20 protein-coding genes, 6 pseudogenes and 1 riboswitch are annotated in these 19620 nt (G+C 60.1%); of the genes and pseudogenes, 15 read left to right on the top strand and 11 right to left on the bottom strand.

Going from position 1 to position 19620, the window contains the following annotated elements; translation table 11 throughout:
- The first annotated feature begins 241 nt into the window (after positions 1-241).
- Genes ABIE33_RS33470 through ABIE33_RS33460 form a run of 3 tightly spaced genes read left to right on the top strand, consistent with a single transcriptional unit; the run spans position 242 to position 1067 of the window.
- A complete protein-coding gene (locus ABIE33_RS33470) occupies positions 242-571 on the top strand; it encodes a zinc-binding dehydrogenase (protein WP_429133060.1) in 330 nt (109 codons plus the stop codon).
- Positions 572-585: 14 nt separating this feature from the next.
- Positions 586-828 carry a hypothetical protein gene (locus tag ABIE33_RS33465; protein ID WP_429133103.1) on the top strand — a complete coding sequence of 81 codons (243 nt, stop codon included), beginning with the start codon at positions 586-588 and terminating at the stop codon, positions 826-828.
- Positions 720-1067: an aminotransferase class III-fold pyridoxal phosphate-dependent enzyme gene (locus tag ABIE33_RS33460; RefSeq protein ID WP_429133101.1), complete on the top strand. Its 348-nt coding sequence runs from the start codon at positions 720-722 to the stop codon at positions 1065-1067. Before ABIE33_RS33465 ends, ABIE33_RS33460 begins: the two co-directional genes overlap by 109 nt.
- Here the strand turns inward: ABIE33_RS33460 and ABIE33_RS33455 are convergent.
- Entirely contained in the window at positions 1064-1333 is a 270-nt protein-coding gene (locus ABIE33_RS33455) for a hypothetical protein (protein WP_429133113.1), read from the bottom strand. The genes ABIE33_RS33460 and ABIE33_RS33455 overlap by 4 nt on opposite strands.
- 70 nt (positions 1334-1403) lie before the next feature.
- Between ABIE33_RS33455 and ABIE33_RS33450 the strand changes: the two are divergent.
- A pseudogene (locus ABIE33_RS33450) lies at positions 1404-1625 on the top strand (IS1595 family transposase); the annotation flags it as partial.
- Positions 1626-1632: 7 nt separating this feature from the next.
- On the opposite strand, the pseudogene ABIE33_RS33445 reads toward ABIE33_RS33450, so the two are convergent.
- The 4 genes and pseudogenes from ABIE33_RS33445 to ABIE33_RS33430 all read right to left on the bottom strand — a co-directional run.
- Positions 1633-2130, bottom strand: a pseudogene (locus tag ABIE33_RS33445) (ISL3 family transposase); the annotation flags it as partial.
- Between the two features lie 204 nt (positions 2131-2334).
- Entirely contained in the window at positions 2335-2556 is a 222-nt protein-coding gene (locus ABIE33_RS33440) for a plasmid pRiA4b ORF-3 family protein (protein ID WP_429133058.1), read from the bottom strand.
- A gap of 44 nt (positions 2557-2600) precedes the next feature.
- Entirely contained in the window at positions 2601-2810 is a 210-nt protein-coding gene (locus ABIE33_RS33435) for an IS1096 element passenger TnpR family protein (protein WP_429133056.1), read from the bottom strand.
- 439 nt (positions 2811-3249) lie between these two features.
- Positions 3250-5985 (bottom strand): cation-translocating P-type ATPase, encoded by a 2736-nt coding sequence (locus tag ABIE33_RS33430; RefSeq protein ID WP_429133054.1) that lies wholly within the window; start codon positions 5983-5985, stop codon positions 3250-3252.
- 88 nt (positions 5986-6073) lie between these two features.
- Between ABIE33_RS33430 and ABIE33_RS33425 the strand changes: the two genes are divergently transcribed.
- From ABIE33_RS33425 to trxC, 5 genes are all read left to right on the top strand, one after another.
- Positions 6074-6424, top strand: coding sequence for a DUF6691 family protein (locus ABIE33_RS33425; protein WP_429133053.1), 351 nt, complete (start codon positions 6074-6076; stop codon positions 6422-6424).
- A gap of 17 nt (positions 6425-6441) precedes the next feature.
- The gene (locus ABIE33_RS33420; protein WP_429133051.1) at positions 6442-7233 is read left to right on the top strand and encodes a sulfite exporter TauE/SafE family protein; all 792 of its coding nucleotides are present in this window, start codon (positions 6442-6444) and stop codon (positions 7231-7233) included.
- 115 nt (positions 7234-7348) lie between these two features.
- Positions 7349-7735, top strand: coding sequence for a DUF302 domain-containing protein (locus ABIE33_RS33415; protein WP_429133100.1), 387 nt, complete (start codon positions 7349-7351; stop codon positions 7733-7735).
- Positions 7736-7883: 148 nt separating this feature from the next.
- Positions 7884-8357 carry an EF-hand domain-containing protein gene (locus ABIE33_RS33410; RefSeq protein WP_429133049.1) on the top strand — a complete coding sequence of 158 codons (474 nt, stop codon included), beginning with the start codon at positions 7884-7886 and terminating at the stop codon, positions 8355-8357.
- On the top strand, positions 8354-8815 hold the full coding sequence (gene trxC, locus ABIE33_RS33405; protein ID WP_429133047.1) for a thioredoxin TrxC: 462 nt from the start codon (positions 8354-8356) through the stop codon (positions 8813-8815). Before ABIE33_RS33410 ends, trxC begins: the two co-directional genes overlap by 4 nt.
- A gap of 145 nt (positions 8816-8960) precedes the next feature.
- On the opposite strand, the gene ABIE33_RS33400 is transcribed toward trxC, so the two are convergent.
- Together ABIE33_RS33400 and ABIE33_RS33395 are read right to left on the bottom strand one after the other, a co-directional pair.
- Positions 8961-9722 carry a DUF1194 domain-containing protein gene (locus ABIE33_RS33400; RefSeq protein WP_429133099.1) on the bottom strand — a complete coding sequence of 254 codons (762 nt, stop codon included), beginning with the start codon at positions 9720-9722 and terminating at the stop codon, positions 8961-8963.
- Positions 9723-10172: 450 nt separating this feature from the next.
- Positions 10173-11485 (bottom strand): annotated as a pseudogene (locus ABIE33_RS33395) (ISNCY family transposase).
- A 48-nt stretch (positions 11486-11533) separates the two neighbouring features.
- Between ABIE33_RS33395 and ABIE33_RS33390 the strand changes: the two are divergent.
- Positions 11534-11773: pseudogene (locus ABIE33_RS33390) on the top strand (transposase); the annotation flags it as partial.
- Positions 11774-11872: 99 nt separating this feature from the next.
- Here the strand turns inward: ABIE33_RS33390 and ABIE33_RS33385 are convergent.
- Both ABIE33_RS33385 and crcB read right to left on the bottom strand, forming a co-directional pair.
- Positions 11873-12496 (bottom strand): annotated as a pseudogene (locus tag ABIE33_RS33385) (transposase); the annotation flags it as partial.
- 5 nt (positions 12497-12501) lie between these two features.
- Positions 12502-12891 carry a fluoride efflux transporter CrcB gene (gene crcB, locus ABIE33_RS33380; RefSeq protein ID WP_429133045.1) on the bottom strand — a complete coding sequence of 130 codons (390 nt, stop codon included), beginning with the start codon at positions 12889-12891 and terminating at the stop codon, positions 12502-12504.
- Between the two features lie 149 nt (positions 12892-13040).
- A riboswitch (Fluoride riboswitch) is annotated at positions 13041-13120 on the bottom strand.
- 176 nt (positions 13121-13296) lie between these two features.
- On the opposite strand from crcB, the gene ABIE33_RS33375 reads away from it, so the two are divergent.
- A complete protein-coding gene (locus ABIE33_RS33375) occupies positions 13297-13989 on the top strand; it encodes a hypothetical protein (protein ID WP_429133043.1) in 693 nt (230 codons plus the stop codon).
- Between the two features lie 207 nt (positions 13990-14196).
- Positions 14197-15093, top strand: a complete 897-nt coding sequence (locus tag ABIE33_RS33370) for a universal stress protein (protein WP_429133041.1) — start codon at positions 14197-14199, stop codon at positions 15091-15093.
- Positions 15094-15793: 700 nt separating this feature from the next.
- Here ABIE33_RS33370 and ABIE33_RS33365 read toward each other — a convergent pair.
- Both ABIE33_RS33365 and ABIE33_RS33360 read right to left on the bottom strand, forming a co-directional pair.
- Positions 15794-16090, bottom strand: a complete 297-nt coding sequence (locus tag ABIE33_RS33365; protein WP_429133038.1) for a cytochrome c — start codon at positions 16088-16090, stop codon at positions 15794-15796.
- A gap of 10 nt (positions 16091-16100) precedes the next feature.
- Positions 16101-16661 (bottom strand): hypothetical protein, encoded by a 561-nt coding sequence (locus ABIE33_RS33360; RefSeq protein WP_429133036.1) that lies wholly within the window; start codon positions 16659-16661, stop codon positions 16101-16103.
- A 291-nt stretch (positions 16662-16952) separates the two neighbouring features.
- On the opposite strand from ABIE33_RS33360, the pseudogene ABIE33_RS33355 reads away from it, so the two are divergent.
- The 3 genes and pseudogenes from ABIE33_RS33355 to ABIE33_RS33345 all read left to right on the top strand — a co-directional run.
- A pseudogene (locus tag ABIE33_RS33355) lies at positions 16953-17079 on the top strand (IS3 family transposase); the annotation flags it as partial.
- A 192-nt stretch (positions 17080-17271) separates the two neighbouring features.
- On the top strand, positions 17272-18804 hold the full coding sequence (locus tag ABIE33_RS33350) for a Fic family protein (RefSeq protein ID WP_429133034.1): 1533 nt from the start codon (positions 17272-17274) through the stop codon (positions 18802-18804).
- A gap of 183 nt (positions 18805-18987) precedes the next feature.
- The gene (locus ABIE33_RS33345; protein ID WP_429133110.1) at positions 18988-19302 is read left to right on the top strand and encodes a hypothetical protein; all 315 of its coding nucleotides are present in this window, start codon (positions 18988-18990) and stop codon (positions 19300-19302) included.
- Positions 19303-19620 lie beyond the last annotated feature (318 nt).

Raw genomic sequence — 19620 nt, 5'->3', positions numbered from 1 at the left:
GAATTGCAACATGAACGATCGTCAGTCGGGAAGTACACTCGTGCCAATGCTGGTCGGTGGCTTATTGCTCGTTATTGTGGGCTACATGGTCGTTATGATGTTCGTGTAAGCGGAGCGATTTGACTGAGCTGTTGGCGCCGAGAATCTTCTTGGCCGTCTGCGCAACCGGTGCGTCAACGAGGTTAATCGTGTAGCCGTCGGATCCATCCATCGCCTTGCCAGCGGAGATTGAAGAGAGCGATTGGCCGGTTGCGGCGTCGATCTGGTCGTGGACCCGGTAGGGGCGACCCTGCAAAGCTCTCGTGCGGCTTTGCGCCCCGAGGGGCGTCTGGTCTTCGTCGGCAACGCCGGCGGTTCGCAGCTCAGTATCGATCTGTGGCTGGCGCTTCAGGCGAACCAATCGCTTTTCGGCGTCTTCATGGGAACGCAATTGGAAAAGCCGGATGTCTACGGCACGGTTTCCCGGATGCTGGATTGGGCGGCGGCCGGTGGCCCGAGAACTTTTCAGCGCGCTCAGGCGGCCAATTCGGGCGGCTCGGCCGGCCTTTCGCCGCTGATCGTTTCGCGGTGAAACCCGATCTGCTGATGGTCGCAAAAGGCATGACCAACGGCGCGGTCCCGATGGGTGGCGTGATCGTCAATGCCGCAGTCTATGAGCCGATTGCCGCCAAGGCTCAGGCAGGAGCGGTCGAACTTTCCCATCTTATTCGGGCCATCCGCTGGCAGCGGCGGCGGGGCTCGCCGCGCTGTATGTCTATGTTTCCGAGGGTTTGTTTGAAAAGGCGGCAAGGCTGGAGCCGCACTGGCAGACATGTGCGCATAGCCTGAAGGGTCTTCCCGGGATCGTCGACATCCGCAATCTGGGTCTGCTCGCCGGCATCGAACTCGGAGAGGATGCCGTCAGCGGCAGGGTGCTGGCCAAGAAAGTCTACGAGTTCTGCTTCGAGAAGGGCGTGCTTGTTCGCCCCGTGGCAAACACGATTGTGCTGTCGCCACCGCTGACGATTGGAGAAGACGAGGTCGAGACAATGTTCGCGACCATTGCGGCAGCCCTCAAGGCGAACTAAGGCTGCATCCCGAAAGTACCCCAGCGTCCGCCATCTTCATCACGTTTGTGCACCGTTGCGGTGCCGTCGATCCAGACATTGAACGGTGAAACTGCCGGCGCGTTTTCACCCCCCTTTTCTATCTCTTCGGCGGGACGAAGCTGCGCCAGACTGGTCGAAAAGCCAAGCGTCATTCCGTTCTCGGAGGGCGACATTCTGGTCGAGATCGGGTCGCTACCCGCGCGGCCCACCTTGCGACGCTCGATCAGGCCCGGCACCTCAATCATTGTCGACAGGAGATTTTGCCTTGTTCGGACGAAGTCTCGCACCAGCCCGTCGATCTCTGCTGCGACCTTCCTGTATTTCCACGAGATCGGTTTCCGCTGGTCACAGCGCATTGTGACGGGCCAGGCTGTGCGAAAAAGCCGAAATGGCAGGGAACGCATGAAAACCCTGTGGTCGCGGGTGCCGCCGGCGCTGCAATTGCTGCAGGTCTTCCGCGCCGCTACCGGCCGTCAAATGCGCAGGAGTCCGGATGGTGGCATCATCGTCAAATCAGCAGTCGCTGTCTTTGGTTGATAAAGGCCCGGAGATAGCCTTCGTATTGAAGGCGTTCGGCCGCAGTCAGCAGCTTCGGATCGACGCGCGTTGCGCCGAGCGTCTTGCGGATTTGCCGCATCGATTTGCGGACCGCGTCCAGGAATGCACGGCTGGCATTCTCCATCAAATGCCATCGATCAGCGACCTGCACTGCATCAGGCAACGCGCTTGCGGCCGCCAGCCCGTAAGCGCCGCCACGGTCGCGGGCAACGATTTGGATTTGGGGGTTCTGCCGCAGCCAAGCCTCCGCCGTCGCTGGCTCGCGGTCTGGCAGCAGACTGACCGGCCGCCGCCGTTCCAGATCACACACGATCGTGCCGTAGCGATGGTTGCGACGCCAGGCCCAATCATCGATGCCTATCACCGAGGGTGGGGCTGATGGCGGAAGGCCTTGCCTGCGGATGACGCGTAGCAAGGTGTCGTTGCTGACGGGAAGCATCAGACGTTGGGCAAAACGGGCCGCCGGGCGTCCACCAAGCGCGAGGGCCTATAGTCTGAGGTTCGATTCTACTCAAGGTGCTCACTTCGAACCCTCGCGGAGTCACTTCTTTGGGACGGCTTTCGGCCTGGGTTGATACAAGCGCCGCTTGACGTTGGAGCGCAAAGCATTGCGAACATCCTTGTCCGCGGTGGAAAGGTCGAACCATTCCGGATCAAAGTAGCCACCGCACCACCGAATGGTTTCGTCCTATTCGGGATCTTCCCGGTCCGCGATGATCTCCAGAAACCGCTCATAACACGACACGCCGCCAACATCCTCGGGCGGTCGGGCCCTTTCGCCGGCGACGCAGGTCCCGTGTTTGGGCGTAGCAGCGAGCGTTAAGAATTCCTCGACCGCGACGGTGTGCCGCCAGCCATCCCCGAAATCATAGTGGTAGCTAAAGACAGCACCTTGCTCGAAGTCCAGCAAGCGAACCTCTCTCTGATCGAAGACTCGAGGATCGTCGTCGGTCGCTAATTCACGTCGTCGGTCGCATCCTCCGTCAGGATATCGACGTCTCCATATCGCAGACCACCGATGCGGAACTCATAGAGATGATAGTTCCACCAGTTGAACGCGGCCTGAATTCCGAGATGCAGATACTCCAGGTTCCAATGGCCTGACAGGACCAGACGGCGCCAGGCGCCCGGCTCGATCTCATCAATGGAAACTCTGATCTGCACGGTGTTTGCGGGTTTGAACATTACCCGAATGAACAAGGTTGGCGGAAGATCGTCAAGACGGTCGCTCGCGCCGCATGGCCAGGATATTTTGCGGCGTCGTGCGTTCCGCCCGGTCGGCACGCGACCCGGCACCTCGGTCTTTAGTGGCAATCCGTTTTGGCACGAAACTGATCGAAACCAACGCCCATTTCAGAGCGCGCCGCATCCTCGACCCTCCGGTGAGGGGCACAACAACACGGGACTGCCAAATCGCACTCGCCCGCGATGACGCCCTGGCGCGTGGGGCATGATCAATCCCGAATGCGTGGGTGAGATTGAGACCAAAGCGGTCGCTTTGCGCGGATCCACGATCCTGAAGGCAACCCGGTCGAGCTATGGGAGCCGACGCGCGGCATACCGCGCGTAGATATCAGTGGGGCACATGGCTAACGGCGCTTCCTTACAACTCGCTCCTGGCCTTGTGGGCGCCTAGACAGACATTCCTGAAAGCAGGGGTCGTCCGGCCGCGCCTACCTACCAGCCATGCCTGCCCTCCAATCAGCGGCAGCAAGCTGCACCCGAGCGCCAGTGCCCATCCGGCGGCCCCAATCTGCACAATCTGAAGCGCTTCAGCCAAGACCGGCACTGTGACAGCTGCTAAGATCAGCCCGAAACACAGCGCGAGCGCATACCAGACGAGGCGGTTTTTCGTAACGGCGTTCCGCCATAGTCCACTGCCGCGGCTGCGCATGTTGAAAACGTGCCAGAGCTGGGCAAGCGCAATGGTGAGGAAGGAGATCGTCGTCGCCTCCTGCTCTCCAAGCTCGAGCCAGTTGGTAGCGACGACGAGCGCGATCAGCGTGCTTGCCGCAATCGCCAACCCGTAGCTCACCACTGCGCGCCACTGTTCGGCTGAAACCATCGGCTCCTTCGGCGGGCGGGGCGGACGGGCCAGCACGTCTCCCTCCCCCTCTCCAGTGGCGAGCGCGAAGGCAGGGAAGACATCTGTCACTAGATTGAGGAAGAGAATCTGCAACGGCATCAGTGGTAGCGGAAGGCCGGAAAAGACGGCGAGGCCGACCACCAGCACCTCGGCGAGATTGCAGGAGAGCAGATAGGTCGAGAAGCGACGGATGTTGTCGAAGATGATCCGCCCCTCGCGCACTGCATGGACAATGGTGGAAAAGGCATCATCGAGCAGCACCATGTCGGCCGCCTCGCGCGCCACGTCGGTGCCACGCTGACCCATGGCGATGCCGATATTGGCCTTGGTCAGCGCCGGCGCATCGTTGACACCGTCGCCGATCATGGCAACCACCTCGCCCTCGCGCTGGAAAAGGTCGATCAGGTTGAGCTTCTGCTCCGGAGTCATGCGGGCGAAGACATCTCCGCGAGCGATCTTCTTGCGCTCGGCTTCCGCCACTTCCCCGAGGCGCGACAGTTCTGCCCCGGCCGTCACCGTCGCATCGGGCTCCGTCATGCCGACGGCCCGGGCGATGCTGAGCGCCGTGCTCGGATGATCGCCGGTTGCCATCACGACGCGGATGCCGGCGCTGCGCATTGCCGCGACAGCATCGGCGATATCGTGCCGTGGGGGATCGCGGAAGGCGACAAGGCCGAGAAAGGCGAGACTACGGGCAATCGGTTCCGCCGGCTCTGCTTCCGGGTGGATGGCGACAGCGAGCACACGCAAGCCATCCGCCGCCAGGCGTTCGGCACTGCCGAGCCATGCTGCTCGCGCGGTGTCGTCCAGCGGGGCCGCCTCGACGCCGATCCGATCGGCCGACGCCAGCACTTCTTCCGGTGCGCCTTTGACGGCGGCGAAGTGGCCGTCGCCGTGGCGGTGCACAGTCGCCATCCGCTTGGTCGCCGTATCGAAAGGATGCTCCGCCACTTCCGGATAGGTGTCGATCTGCTCGCGGCGGTGGAGTCCTGCAAAGCCGCCGGCACGCAAGAGCGCCACTTCCATTGGGTCACCTGTGCCGAAACCCGCATGGTGGTCATATTCGGCGTTTGAGCAGAGTACGCCGACAAGCAGCGCCCGCATCAGCCCCGGATCAGTGGCGGGGTCGACCGGGTTCCGGTCCTTCAGGATCACAGCTCGCAAGTGGTCGATGGAGTACTCGCCGGACGGGGTGAGGACGCGCTCCACTTCCATACGGTTCTCGGTGAGGGTGCCGGTCTTGTCGGTGAGGATGAGTGTGGTGGAGCCGAGCGTCTCCACCGCCGCCAGGTTCTCAACGAGCGCATTGCGACCGGCCATGCGCATCATGCCGCGGGCGAGCGCCAGCGTGGCGACGATCGGCAGACCTTCCGGGATTGCCGCCACGGCGAGCGCGATCGAAGTCTCCGCCATCAGGAAGATCGGCTTCCCGGAATAGATGCCGGCCGCGGCGACGACGGCGGCGAGCGCGAGCGTGAGCCAGATGAGCTGACGGGAGAGGAGTGCGAGTTGCCGCTCCAGTGGCGATTCGCCACTCGCTGCCCCCTCGACGAGTTCGGCGATACGCCCGATCTCGGTGGCGATTCCCGTGCCGGTGACGATAGCCTCGCCGCTGCCCCGCACGATGTGCGTGCCTTTGAACAGCATGGCGCTGCGTTCGGTAAGCGCCGCGAATTCGGGATTGGTCTCGACACCTTTCTCGACCGGGAGGGATTCGCCAGTGAGTGCAGACTCGTCCACGCTCAATGCGGCACTGCTTGCGCATCGCATGTCGGCCGGCACGACGTCGCCCGCGTCGATGACCACCACGTCACCGGGCACAAGCTGGTCGGCCGAAATCTGACGAGACTGGCCGTCCCTCCGCACCCGCGCGTTACGCGCCGCGATTTGCCGCAGCGCTTCCATGGAGCGCACAGCTTGCCGCTCTGTGTAATAGCCTATGGCTGCATTGATCACGAGCACGGCGGCGATCGTCGCTGCCTGTTTCCATTCTGCATAAATGAGCGAGAGGACCAATGCTGCCGCCAGTAATGCCACGACGGAGCTGGCAAACTGCCGCAGGATCAGGGCCATTTCGGTGACCGGCCTGCGCGGGGCGACTTTGTTCGGCCCGAAACGGCCAAGCCGCCGCGCTACCTCCTTCTGGGTTAGTCCAACTGCCGGGTCCACACCAAAATGATCCGCAACGGCCGCTACCGAGAGGGCGTGCGACCGGTGCGGTAAAGTCTCCGCCCTGGTCACTTCGGGTTCCATACTCAACTCCACTTTTTGAACACGGACGCTCGCGACAGACCGAAATCCATAGCGCTAGACTAACTTGCCTTGGAAGCTAGCGACCTTGATGTCGGTCAATGAAATGCCGTCAGCCGGCTTTAAGGCAGACCTCAATGAGGTGGACGCACCTGAAGCGGCGCATGTTTATTGTACAACGCTCCTCAGGAGCGGTTCGCTTACTTATCAGCATGTGCCGGAAAATGCTTCGATCGACTGGAAGCTGGTGACTGGCGCGGCCCTTTTCGGGCTGGGCTGGGGATTGGTGGGGCTCTGCCCCGGTCCAGCGATCGCCGCATTGTCGACCGGCCGATGGGAGGCCGCCGTGTTCGTTGCGGCGATGGTGCTCGGCATGGCGGCCTATCGCGTTTCGCTCGGCGGCACGTTGAAAACCAGCCCCTCCGCTAACACTAGGGCCTAGGGCCCACGGAATTGCCCATGTATCTCGACACTCTGCAATATTTGTTCGGCGGGCTCTCCGGTGTCCTGGTTGGTTTCACTCTCGGCCTGTTCGGCGGCGGTGGCTCGATACTCGCCGTCCCGCTGATGGTCTATCTGGTCGGAGTGCCAAGCGCGCACCTGGCGATCGGCACCAGCGCGCTCGCAGTTGCCGCCAACGCCTTCACGAACCTTGTCGCCCACGCGCGCCTCGGGAACGTCAAATGGCGCTGCGCCTCCGTCTACAGTGCCGCAGGGATCGCCGGGGCATTCCTCGGTTCAACGCTCGGCAAGATGGTGAGCGGCCAGCACCTGCTGATACTGTTCGCCCTGTTGATGCTGGTCATCGGCGCCCTGATGTTCAAGCGGGGGGATGCCGAAGGCAATCCGGGAGCCCAATGCAATACCGAGAATGCCTCCAAAGTCCTGGGTTTTGGCGGCATGACCGGCATTCTATCCGGTTTCTTCGGGATTGGCGGCGGGTTCCTCATCGTCCCCGGGCTGATTGCGGCGACAGGCATGCCGATCATCAATGCCATTGGCTCCTCGCTCGTCGCCGTCACAGCCCTTGGGCTGACAACGGCCCTGAACTACGCTTTTTCTGGCTATGTCGATTGGGCGCTCGCAGCGGTCTTCATTCTCGGCGGCGTCGCAGGAGGAGCGCTTGGCGCATTCGTCGCAGCACATCTTTCGGCCAGGAAAGGCGTGCTCAATAGATTGTTCGCCTCACTGATCTTCGTGGTCGCCGGCTACATGATCTATAGAGGCGTGGGCCAGATTATTGCGGCTTGATCGCACGCGCACCGAAGCATCCATTTCGATGGACGCCTGTGCGGACATTTCGGTCGAGCATGAATTTCTGAAGAAAGTAGCAATGCACCGACGAAAACCGATGAAAGGAAGTCCAATGAGCTACTATTTCGCAAAAACATTGTCATGCGGCTTTGACGAAGCGGTACAGCGAACGACGGGTGCATTGAAGGCCGCCGGCTTTGGCATCATCTCCGAAATAGACGTCAAGGAGACGCTGAAGAAGAAGATCGACGTGGACTTCCGTCCCTATCGAATCCTCGGTGCCTGTAACCCGCGAATGGCGTATGAAGCGCTCAAGATCGAGGATAAGGTTGGGACGATGCTGCCTTGTAACGTCATCGTACAGGACGCTGGTGGCGGCAAAATCGAGGTCGCCGCAATTGATCCTGTCGCCTCGATGCAGGCGATCGGCAATCCAACGCTTTTGGAGACCGCCAAGCTAGTGCGGTCGATGCTTCAGAGCGTCGTCGAGGGACTTTGACCGGTCGTCTCGCTCACAATCATAAGGCAAAGAAAATCAGAGCCACTCGTTGTCGGCCAGAGACTTCGGTTCGCACATTTGATGCCGATCAATGACCAAATGTTGGTCAGCGACTTATCATTGATGCTCACTAAGCAGGAGTACAGCGATGTTCAAGGCCTTCATGATTGTACTGTTGACCCTTGGGTGGTCAGGGCAAGCGCTCGCCGATGACGACGTCGGACCGCGGTGGGGTTGGGGACAGGGGCCTGGTCCTGGAATGATGCAGCGTCTAGGTGCTATCGATATCAACGACGACGGCATGATCAGCGATGACGAAGCGGCCGCCCAGGTGGAATTGGTGTTCGCCGCGATGGACGGTGATGATGACGGTGAGTTGACCGAGGACGAATATTTGAGTGTGCGCATGGGCCCTGGACGAGGCTTTAATGAAGCGCGGCAGAAGATCATGCAGGAACGAAAGAAGACCCGGTTCGCTCAAATGGACCCCGACAAGAACGGCAAGGTCAGCAAGGCGGAGTTCATGGTGGCCGGCAAAGCTCGCTTCGAAGCGGCCGATACTGACAAGGATGGACGGGTCACGCCCTGGGAGTTTCGCGCTCAGCACAGGAATTCGATGTGAGTACGAGTAGACATGTTGTGTGTCCTCATTGTGCCGGGGTGAACCGGTTAGCGACAAACCGTGACGCGAAATTGGCTAAGTGCGGTGTCTGCAAGCAAGCCCTGTTCGACGGACATCCGGTCGACGCAGACGCGGAGATGTTCAGGCACCAGATCAGTCGCAACGACATCCCCGTTCTTGTTGATGTCTGGGCACCCTGGTGCAGTCCTTGCCGGATGATGGCTCCCGCTTATGCGGAGGCTGCGAAAATACTCGAGCCGGGCATACGCGTGGTGAAGCTCAATTCCGAAGAGCATCAACAGGTCGCCGCAGAGCTCGGCGTCCGAGGCATTCCGACGTTATTGCTTTTCCAAGGCGGCCGGGAACTCGCCAGGACTTCAGGCGCCATGAACACGCGCCAAATTGTTGACTGGACCGGCGCCCACTTAAATGGTCAGCAGCGACAGCCGCTTGCTTAGCAAAAGCGTTCACGTGGTCTACAGACGGAAAAGGCACCACACGCCTGACGCGCGTGCCGGACGCGATCTCTGTCATCAATTCAGGACAGAAGCAAAAAATTGCACCAGTACGCTGATCAACGCAAAGGATCTGACACGCGTGCCTTTATGGAGCCAGTAAGAGTTTTTCCCCAATCGTACAGTCTGTAGCCGGTTCGCCTGCTGCGAGCTGAAAGCGGTCAGCGGGCGAACGTCCGCTCACTTCCATAACTAGCTTTTGACGGATAGCGACGGCAAAGTCCTCTGGCTCGTGCACGGCAAGCACGAAGGAACCGGGGCCGCCGATGACGCAGTCTCGATAATACCGGTCCAGAGGACCGAAAGAGACAGAGGGCCGAATCATGATGGCAAGTCCGTTGATGACAATGCCGCGGGCCAGAGTATCAGCGCGTGCAGTAATCACGGGAGGTCCGGTGTTGTTTGGTCCATCTCCTGAAATATCTAAGATTCGTCGCATACCAGAAAATTCATTCCCCTCAATTAGCGACGTAGCAAAGGAGATCGCGTTTGAGACTGAGGTCGCACGCCGTGTTCCAATTGGTCGGGCCTCGAGCTTGGCTGCGAACGCTTTGGCATCCTCTGCATCATCAATTACTTGCCAAGCGATGACTGAGTTCTCGTTTACCACCCCTGCCCATTCGAAATAACCTAAGGCAATTCGTCCAAGGTAGCCGCCCTTAACTGCGTCCAAAAAATCCGGGTGCCTCAGCGCCTCGACATAGCCAGCCCGCTGCACCCGCGCTTCTTCCATGTCCATCGAACCGGATATGTCGAGCGCGAGCATGAGTTCGACATCAACCGGCTCGGCTGCCATCGTCTGAAGCGCGAGTCCGCTGAATGCCAGGATCATCGATAGAACTTTGAGCATCATCTTGACTCGTCTCCGGAAAAGACGCGGCGCCATCTGCGAAATTATTGTACCGGCTCGCCTTCTGTCGGCAAACCAGCAAGACGGTACCATATAGCCGCCACTTTGCGGCAGTCCGCTCGACTTTGATGGGTCGACCTGCCATTACACTTCGCGTCGCGTTCCATTCGAGACGAGACAGGGCGGCCAGCCTTGTGATCGGGGCGGCCGATGAATGCCTTTTGCCAGAGGCGTCCTATCGGAAGGACAGCTCTAATCCGAACTAGCTAGTGCCCGTCCATAAACGCCTGTTTTTCTGCGGTTTTGAAAGGTTGTTTGCCGGCTGCCATCGTTTCTTAGGACGCGTGATGGCAGAAGGCCGCGCAGGTTATGGCCGAAGAGCGATCTGGCGGCAATGGGGTCGTGGGGTATCGGCTGACGCTCGCCGGGCTTGCTCTGAACGCTACCGGATCAGGAGCGTGAGGTCGGCCTGAGGCGGGCAAGGAGGGCGAGATTGTAAGCGACCACCGAGGACCAGACATAAGCCTTAAAGTGGTCGAGCCCGCGCCAGGTGCAGCGCCCCAAGCCATAAGCGCGCTTCAGACATGAGATGCCGGCCTCGATGCCGGCGCGGAAGTTTCTGAGCTTGCGATAGACCCAACGGCTCTTGACCATGTCTTCGATCTTGAGGCCGCACTTCTTGTGGAAGGCCATGTCGCGGATGCCACAGGCTTTGGCTCCGCTCAAATTATCGCGGCTGGCATAGCCGCCGTCGGCCGCCGCCTGACGCGGCGCCTCGCCATAAAAGGCGATGTGGCGTTCCAGCATCGGCAGCAAGCGCTCGCTGTCGGCCGGGTTGCCGGTTTCGACGACGAGGTCGAGGACCAGTCCGCTTCTGCCGGTGGTCAGATTGAGTTTGTGGCCGTAGTCGACGTCGCGGCTGCCTTTGACGATGATGTCGGCATGCGGCTCGAACAGGCTCACCAGCTTCTCGCCAGCCGGTACCGGCTCGCCGGCCAGGACCCGCCGTTCGGTCTGGGCGATGATCCGCTCGATCAGCGGCTTATAGTGGCCGAGCTGGGTCTGCCACAGTTCGCCGGCCGGGCCCGCCGTCAGGGGCAACTGTTCACTCGCCTGCTGCAGATAACTCAAGGTCGTGCGCGTGATCTTGAGCAGTTCGCGGTAGTGGTTCACCCGTTTCGGGCGACCGCGGGTATATTCGATCGCTCTAGCCCGCTTCTTCGCCGCGCGGCAATGATCGTGCCATTGGATGGTGCTACCCAGTCCATCGGCCTGCTGCAACAGCCGTACCATCACCCGGTCAGCGTCCCATAATAGGCTACTGTCGCTCGGCTCATGGATCAGTGCGGCGGTGACGGTGCTATCCACGCGCACGACCTTGCCACTTTCGAGCTTCTCCTGCAGGGCGCTCGCCAGCAGCACCCGGTTGATCTCTTCAAAGGTTTGCGCCCGGATCGCGCTGATCGTCTTGTGCAAGACCGACTTCTTCGGGCTCCATCCCCAGGGCAGCCGGGCAAAGGTGCGGAACGAGGCGGAGTCTTCGAGATGGAAGGCCAGTTCCTGATAACTCAACTGGCGATGCTGCTTGAGCAGCGCGCAGCGCAGCACAGCCTCGGCCGGCAGCCCCTCGCGGCCGGTTTCCTTGCCCCTTGTCGGCGCAGATCCTCTGTCACTCGGCTCAGCACCTCGCCATGCTCATCCTGCCACTGAGACATGGCTTTCAATTCACGGCCGATCTCGTGCCCGGCAAAAAGATCGAATATACTGGATTGGACGGTGCGTTCGCGACGGTCGAGCTGTCTTGTTCACTTCGGTTGATGACGACGCCAGGCGTTGACGTCTTGGTGGCGCTGACATTTGTGTCGGCCGTTGATGCGCCGGAGCGTTTCCGGTCATCCCGAGCGGTGGGGCCGCATTTCGGATTGACGCCGAAGAAGTATCAATCGGGTGAGACCGATCATAGCGGCCGCATGTCGACAATCGGCGATGTGGGCGTGCGAACCGCGCTCTACGAGGCGGCCAACGTCCTCCTCACGCGACCGAGCCAGCCATGGCGGCCTGACCGGAAGGAGGTAACAAGGCAAGTCCTTCGGACGGACGCAGCCATCAGCCCTCCGGAGCAAGGTCCCTTCACCGGGACGATGGATGGGTTAGGCCGCTATGCGACAAGCAGCACTAGTGTCTCTGCACAGAGTTATGACTCTTTGGCCGTGGGGGGGGTAGGCTTTGGCCAATTTGAGGCGGGCTTGCTCGGTGGAGAAGATCCATTTGATGCGAGCACCACTGGCCTTGCGTCGGCGTTCCCAGGCTGCGACCTCGGCGACGAGACGGTCGCGGCTTTCGATACGGCGGTCGAGGTATTGGTCGCGCAGGACGCCGATTTCGATCTCGACCATGTTGAGATCCAGCTGGCGTGCTTGGGCGTGTAGTGGAATTCCAGCCGCCTGAGAATGCGGCGCGCCTCAGCGGCCGGCAGGGCTTGATAGAGCGCGGCGGGTGTGTGGGTCGACAGATTGTCGAGCACCACGCGGATGTAGGCGGCCGGGATAATGGACATCGACGAGATCGCGCATGCAGTGGGCGAAGTCGGCCGGCCGTTCGGTAACTTTCGCCTTGCGCCATGGCTTGAGATCGTTCTCGGCCAGGCGACGGCGCACCGTTTCGCGCGACAACTGGTCATGATCGGTCAGCTTGACGAACGCGTCGGCCAGCAGCTCCAGCCGGTCCTCAGCAGACCCCATAGAGCAGCGACCCAGCGCCGACTGCGGAAGCAGATTCTTCATCCCGGTTGTCCTTGAAGAAGAAAACGGATGACTGTCAGCCCGGCAAGCAGCCCTCCAAGAGAAAGAACGAGCGAGGCCCCCACATAGGTTGCCGCAATTCCCCACTGTCCTCGTTCCCAAAGGCTGATCGCGTCGAGCGAAAAGGTCGAAAACGTGGTGAATCCGCCGAGAAATCCCGTCGTCACGAACAGTCGAACGTCTTGGGAGAGCCCGCCGCGGAATGCGAAATACTCGGCCAGAATTCCCATGAGGAGGGAACCTGCGAAATTGACGCCGAGCGTTCCATAAGGAAACGCCGGGCCGAACAGATGCGCGGCGAGCTGATTGACACCGTGACGCGCAGCTCCGCCCACGCCGGCACCAAGAAAAACGATCAAATACGCCATAATCTTCCACCTTCTACCCGCTGCTCGGGCCTTCTTCGACAAGGAGCAATCGCGTCGCGGCGTCTCGCCGCTGATCGACTAACAGATTTTTCACGGGAGAATGGCACAGACGGAATTCAGGCACGACTCCACTCCCACGCCCAATTAGCGTTCGAATAGGAGTCATCAGCTTCATCGGGGGAAGCGGTTCGGTCACTGTGGCCCGGCAGAAACCATTGCCGTTGATCTTGCGGATACAAAGATGGCAGCGATTCTGTCAATAATGGGTTTCGAAGCTCACAATTGCTTAACTTGACGTTGTGGTCCTACGGCTTGATTATTGTGCGTTCAAAGGTGGTGGAGTTCACCGGATAACAGCCGCTGCGGGCAATGTCTCCTGCTCGATCAACAGCAGGAGCCCGCTCCATGGACGGTCACAACGCCTCCCTGAAACGCCCCCGCCTCCGGCGAAACACGGCGGGATCGACGCTCGCTTCGTCGGACACAGCACTGCATTCGGCCTCACCCCAGAAGGAGGTCGCTACCGCGTCGGCCGCCGACGAGGAGGCTGCACGCCTGCTGCCGTTCCATAGCATTCTGTTTCCGGCGCCGGGCCAATCCGCTGGGCCGTCACCGCAGCCCAATTGCTTTGGCGATCTGAATCTCGACCAGATCATCGCTTCGGTCAAGGCTGGGCGCGAGGAATACGACCTAAAGACGTTCTTCACCTCGACCACTTTGCGGGATGCCACTTTTCTGAGCAGCAAGGTGCAGGAGGAGATCCTCGCGCTCGACGCGGTCGCCGTCTGGGTGACCTTCATCCACGAGCTTGCCTCCCATTCCGAGCGGACCGTCAGCATGATCAGCACCGTCGATACCGACGATCACGCGATCCGGACGTTCAAAGTCGTCCGGCGACCGGCGACCGGCCGATCCTATGCCCTGACGATCGCCGAGAAACGCGGGCTGACAGCCGAGCGCCTGCAGCAGCCACATGTACGAGTTCGCCAACAGTTTTGCCGAGGAAGCGCGGCCGGACGTGGCATTCCCGCATGCCGAACGGCGGGAAGACGGAACACGGACCTTCAAGCTGATCGAGGGAGAGCCGCTGCGCACTAGCTTCGGCGAGGACCTCTACCGAACCATCTTCGGCAGCCATCTCCACCAGCGCCACAACCGTCCGTCTAAGCTCTATCGGTCGTGGCGAGATTGCTACCAATCGGATGCGGGAGTAACATTCGCTTGTCGCCCACGCCGCAGCCTCTCTTGCATGGCGCACGCACCTGGACCAGACGCGATGTGGGAGCATCGCCGGAGGAGGTCCTGATGAACACAGCCACTTCAAAGAGCAGCGCCAGAAAGGCCCCGTCGGCTGGTTTTGCGTCCACTCGCGAGGCTCGCGCTTCGACCGTCAACTCGGACGTCGTCGCCTTGTTGCCCGACGCGGCAAGCACCCGCATCTGCCTGGACATCGCGGAAGATGCCGCCCGCTCCATCGGAGGCTGCATGGCCGCCGCCCATGTCGGGGCCGATCCGGAGGCGATGATCGCGGCACCCGAGGAGATCGACCTGCAAATGCTGCGCGACCTCGACGAAGGCTCGCCGCATGAGCGTCTCGAGCGCGTCGAGCGGGCATTCGAGGAGTGGAAGTTGGCTAAGCCTGAGCGCGGTGAAATCCTGCTTGACGACTGCCGCGGCGATCTCGGCCGTTGCGTGGCGAGCGAATGTCACGAGACCGCGCTTGTCGTCTTACCCGCCCATGGCAATTTGGATGCTCGCGACGCCTTCCACGACCTGCTTTTCAACGAGCGGAAGCTGGTGCTTGTGCCACCTGTAGGCAAGTACTCGGGCGATCTGCTCCGGCATGTCTTGATCGGCTGGAAGCCGCATGCTCATGCGCGCGACGCCGTCGTCGCGGCAAGGCGCTGGCTGGTTGCGGCGGAGCAGGTCACGGTCCTGTGCGTAAACGACAAGCCGGACGGCAACTACCAGTTCACGGCGAGAGAACTTCTCGACCAGCTTGGCGTAAAAGGTGATGTCGTGGCGATCAGCTCGGAAGGCCGCCCGGTCGGGGAAGCAGTTCTAGACTTCGCAAATTCGGCGTATTCGACCTGCTTGCTTATCGGCGCATTCAAGCACAGTTATTTCCTCGAACTGCTCCTTGGCCGCGTCACGCGCTACCTGCTAGCGCATGCCACGATACCGTTGATGATGAAACATTAGTTAGATGAGGCGGTTGCGGCGGAACCGATCGTGACTTCGTTCGCTTGTCGCTAGCGATCTCCCCCTGTAGCTTGGCGGCGACCTTCGGTCGCGTCTACGCCCTGACGTCCGAGCAGTGAAATGATAGCGGGAGCGCGAGAGCCATTGGGAATCGCTTGCGGGGGCCATATCCTACCCTAAGGATTTGGACGCGCAGAATTCCACGTTCAGAGCAGATCTCTGGCGCCTGCACGCGCAGCCCCGACTGTCGGACCCCTCTGCGGAGTTCGGGTATGTTCTCGCTATGGCGCGAGCCGACCCGATGCTGTCCTTCGCAATCGGAGGGCCAATGACGAAGCATTGTCTTCGGACGTTCGCAATACGATCACTCTCGGCATTGTCGCGCCTGAATCTCAGGCGGGCGCTTCGACTGGCAGTCCAGCATGGCCCCTGCTTATGCGGAGGCAGCGAAAATCCTCGAGCCAGGCATACGCGCCGTCAAACTCAATTCCGAGGAGATCAGCTGGTCGCCGCAAAGCTCGGCATCCGGCGTATTCCGACATTGGTGCTTTTCCAAGGCGGCCGGGAACTGGCCAGGACGTCAGGCGCCATGAACACGCGCCAAGAAGTCGACTGTACCCGCGCCCACTTGCACAATGTGCAATGATGGTTGCTCGCGCGAAGAGGGCTGGCAACAACTGCGCCGCGGCGGATGGGCTATTCACTTCTTGCCGTAATTGGCCAGAAGATATTCCACGATTTTCTGTTGATCGGCAGTTTCGATCGGCGCTCCAAACGCTTTCACCATTTTGGCGACCGATGCCTGCCACCCCTTCTCATCGAGGAAGGGAGAATTCATCTCGATATAGTCCAGGCTGTGGCAGGCGGCGCAATTCTCTTCAACGACATCAAGATTGGCGCCCTGTTTCAATTGGAATTCGGGTCCATCCGCCTTCGCCTCAAAGGATAGAGCCGCAAGGACGCCAGACATCAGAAGAGCTTTCAGGGAGACGGGCATGGCGACTTCCTCAAACAAACTTTAGACCGAGCGTCTGCACAATATTGTTGTGGTATCCGGCCCCGTTGAACAGCAAGGCCTCAACCTGCGTTTGTCCGATCTTGTTGCGGGCGCGAACCATGACGGTGACGGTGCCCGCTTGCTGTGCGGTGAGCCGATGCGTCCATTGCCGCCAGGAGAATCGGCCAAGGTCTTCGCCCAATTGCGTCGATGTCCAGCTACTGCCGTCATCGATGGAGACAGCGACTTCGACGATGACGTAACCGCCATCCCAGGCGATGCCCTGAAGATCGACCGGCTGGCCGGCTTTGACTTCCGCCCCGTCCTCGAGATTGGTGATCATCGAGTTTACAACCATTTCGGTAATCGGCGTGTTGTTGGAATCCGGCGGCTCCTGGCTGGTAAAGCGCTCGACGACGGGAAAGAGAGCACCGAAGCAATTGGCAGGCCTTACTACTGGTTCGCAGGCCACTCCTTGCCATCTCGCGAGCATTCCGCTGCGGGCGCAAATTGATTTGTTGCCAGCGGCTTCTGAAAATTCCGTAGATACAGGCCTTACAGAAGTCCGCACTCGATCACTCGCACATTCAGATCAAATCTTCTTGCATCCCGGGCGGCAACCACAGAAGTGTTTGAATCGGTTGGGGCGAACCGATTCACGTTGTTGATATGTCTGATTTCATACGCCGGGTCGAAGATACCGGTGGGCACGGGCCTGATGGCGCAGACATCCAGCGAGCGAACGGTTTGCTTCGTCGAATTAATTAATAAAATCAATAAGTTAGTTGCGTAAGTTATATTGTGGAACTTACAAACATGGTCCCGAGACCGGTCCGAGTGACCCAGTCGACGCGGGCGGTGACGCAACTTCGAAGCTGTTGAATGCGCCCCACTCGAATGGGTAGGCTGGTTTAACCATCGGCAACATACCGCCAGCCGAAGCAGATCAGTATTACGCCAGGCGGGACCCGCCAGCCATGGCCGCATAACTTTCACCAAACGGCCTCCGGCAAACCCGGTGCGGTTCATTGTCCTCCCATGAGTATGTACAGTTGCAGCCAACTAAACGAGCCAGTTCTTAGGGCGCAAGGCGAAGGTGGGCGTTTATCTGCATTGCATGTTATCGTTTTTCATGAAATTGTCTCCTGGGAATCATTTTTCAGGAGAAAGTATCGGATTTCATGGAGTTTGGGCAGCAGAAGCCTTTTTCACGAGAAGTAACCGTTTTTCATGGCCGCTGGCTGCCAGAGGCCGCAATACCCGTTGGCTATGCCGCGCTGATCGACGCCTATGATCTGAACGTGCCGATGCCGATCACGCTCACGGCGATTGGCCAGCGCCACAAAGTCTATCAGGCGGATGGGTGGCATCTTTACACTCCGCGTCATCAGCCGGATACGGACCTAGAGGCACATCTTGTCTTCGCCCTGCGTTATGAGGGGCTTGATCTTGCCGTCCTGAAGACCCTGTTTCGTGCCACCGGCCCAGAACCGATCACGGCAATCGTTAACGCCTCCCCGACAGGCGCTTATGCCCGACGGCTCTGGTTTCTCTATGAATGGTTGCTCGATGAAAGATTAGACCTGCCCGACGCGACCCATGGCAGCTATGCGCTCGTCGTCGACCCGGCGCGGCAATGGGCCATCGATACCACGACGTCGCCGCGTCATCGGGTAAAAAACAACCTGCCGGGAACGCCGGCCTATTGCCCGATGGTCTTTCGGACGCCCGTGCTCGATGATTTTGTGGCCCGCAGGCTCGGCGACGAGGCACGGCGCCTTATCGCGGATGTACCGGCGGATTTGCTTGCACGCACAGCTGCATTCCTGTTGCTCAAGGATTCCCGCTCGAGCTTCGAGATCGAAGGCGAAGATCCGCCGCAGGATCGAATCCAGCGTTGGGGGCAAGTGATCGGCGAGGCAGGCCGCCGCCCCGTCGATCGTGTGGAACTGGAGCGATTGCAGCGCATTGTCATTGGCGATGCTCGTTTCGTCCACCTCGGCTTGCGTGTCGAGGGCGGTTTTGTCGGCGAGCATGACCGCTTGAGCGGCGCGCCGATCCCCGATCACATCAGCGCGCGGCATGAGGATCTGCCGGCGTTGGTCGACGGGTTGACTGCCTTCGATCGCGGTGCGGCACGACATCTCGATCCGGTGCTCGGCGCGGCGGTTCTTGCCTTCGGCTTCGTCTACATCCATCCTTTCGAAGACGGCAATGGACGCCTGCACCGCTATCTTATCCATCATGTCCTGGCTGAACGCGGTTTCAACCCGCCTGGCCTGGCCTTTCCCGTCTCGGCCGTCATCCTCGACAGGATCGACGACTATCGCAGGGTTCTGGAGACCTACTCCCGTCGTCTCCTGCCGCATATTCGATGGCGGCCGACGGACCAAGGGAACGTCGAGGTGGAAAACGAGACAGCGGACTTCTACCGCTACTTCGACGCAACGCCGCATGTTGAATTTCTGTTTGAATGCGTCGCCCGCACGGTCGACGTCGATCTGCCGGCAGAGACTGCGTTCCTCAGGACATACGACAATTTCAAAGCGCAGATACAGGCAATGATCGACATGCCAGACAGGCTACTCGATCTGCTGTTCCGATTCCTGCGCCAGAACAACGGCAAACTGTCAAAGCGTGCTCGGGAGCGGGAATTTGCCGCACTTACCGAGGAGGAGGCCTCCCGTATCGAGGCGATCTATGAGGATATGTAGCGGCGGAACCTAATCATGCCCAAGACCTGTGCTTTGTGGGGACAACCTTTCCGCGGTAACTTCGCCACGCTGATTTAGGGAGCGGCAAGACGTCTCGGGAGGAGTGGTTGACCATATTGGGGTCGTTTGCGGGAGCGGGCGAAATACGACCTTAAGCGATCGGGTAGTGCATACCCTGGGTGCGTGGCTCTTGTTCCTACCACCCTAGTCCCCGATCTCAACCCGATCGAGACGGCTTTCGCCAAACTCAAGACACCCTTGCGAAAACGGACCGCGCGCAGCCTCGACGCCATCGCGCAGGCGCTCGGCGACATCTGCGACCTCTTCTCCGTCACAGAATGCCGCAACCACTTCAAGGCTGTCGAGTGGGGGCCGACGCAGATGGCCGAATATCTTAGAGATTTGACGGCGAAGGCGCGCCGCGGAGAATTCTCGCTAGGTCCGGTGCTAATGGCGTTACTGCGAACGAACGGGGTTGCAGCGCGGGCGGTCGGGTAACAGGTATATCTGCTGGGGGCGGGTCCTCTGCCGGCCGCAAGGTTCTTGTACCGTTTGTCCAGATGTGAATTATCGGGTCGACGGCGAGCTAGTTTGAAACTCAGCTTGAATTTCCAGTGTCGCAAGGACGACTACGCAAGCATCTGTCTGAAGCCTCTCCGGTTGAGAGAGGCCGGGGATCGGTTTTTGCCAAGGTATGTGAAAGGCTTCTCCGTTCGCTCAGAGGCCCCTGTGAGGGATGTTGGTCCCAACCCTACGAGATCAAATTGCTACGTGGTTGTTGTTCGCCCGTCCATTTTCGTCTCAGTCAGGCTGAGG

The organism is Ensifer sp. 4252 (assembly GCF_050434565.1).
GTDB lineage: Bacteria > Pseudomonadota > Alphaproteobacteria > Rhizobiales > Rhizobiaceae > Ensifer.
This window is presented reverse-complemented; position numbering and strand designations above follow the sequence as displayed.

Bases quoted from the DNA above. Each gene is read 5' to 3' on its own strand.
- ABIE33_RS33465 (WP_429133103.1), top strand. From the start codon at position 586: ATGGTCGCAAAAGGCATGACCAACGGCGCGGTCCCGATGGGTGGCGTG.
- ABIE33_RS33455 (WP_429133113.1), bottom strand. From the start codon at position 1,333: ATGATTGAGGTGCCGGGCCTGATCGAGCGTCGCAAGGTGGGCCGCGCG.
- ABIE33_RS33430 (WP_429133054.1), bottom strand. From the start codon at position 5,985: ATGGAACCCGAAGTGACCAGGGCGGAGACTTTACCGCACCGGTCGCAC.
- ABIE33_RS33425 (WP_429133053.1), top strand. From the start codon at position 6,074: ATGTCGGTCAATGAAATGCCGTCAGCCGGCTTTAAGGCAGACCTCAAT.
- ABIE33_RS33420 (WP_429133051.1), top strand. From the start codon at position 6,442: ATGTATCTCGACACTCTGCAATATTTGTTCGGCGGGCTCTCCGGTGTC.
- ABIE33_RS33415 (WP_429133100.1), top strand. From the start codon at position 7,349: ATGAGCTACTATTTCGCAAAAACATTGTCATGCGGCTTTGACGAAGCG.
- ABIE33_RS33410 (WP_429133049.1), top strand. From the start codon at position 7,884: ATGTTCAAGGCCTTCATGATTGTACTGTTGACCCTTGGGTGGTCAGGG.
- ABIE33_RS33400 (WP_429133099.1), bottom strand. From the start codon at position 9,722: ATGCTCAAAGTTCTATCGATGATCCTGGCATTCAGCGGACTCGCGCTT.
- crcB (WP_429133045.1), bottom strand. From the start codon at position 12,891: ATGGCGTATTTGATCGTTTTTCTTGGTGCCGGCGTGGGCGGAGCTGCG.
- ABIE33_RS33375 (WP_429133043.1), top strand. From the start codon at position 13,297: ATGGACGGTCACAACGCCTCCCTGAAACGCCCCCGCCTCCGGCGAAAC.
- ABIE33_RS33370 (WP_429133041.1), top strand. From the start codon at position 14,197: ATGAACACAGCCACTTCAAAGAGCAGCGCCAGAAAGGCCCCGTCGGCT.
- ABIE33_RS33365 (WP_429133038.1), bottom strand. From the start codon at position 16,090: ATGCCCGTCTCCCTGAAAGCTCTTCTGATGTCTGGCGTCCTTGCGGCT.
- ABIE33_RS33350 (WP_429133034.1), top strand. From the start codon at position 17,272: ATGGAGTTTGGGCAGCAGAAGCCTTTTTCACGAGAAGTAACCGTTTTT.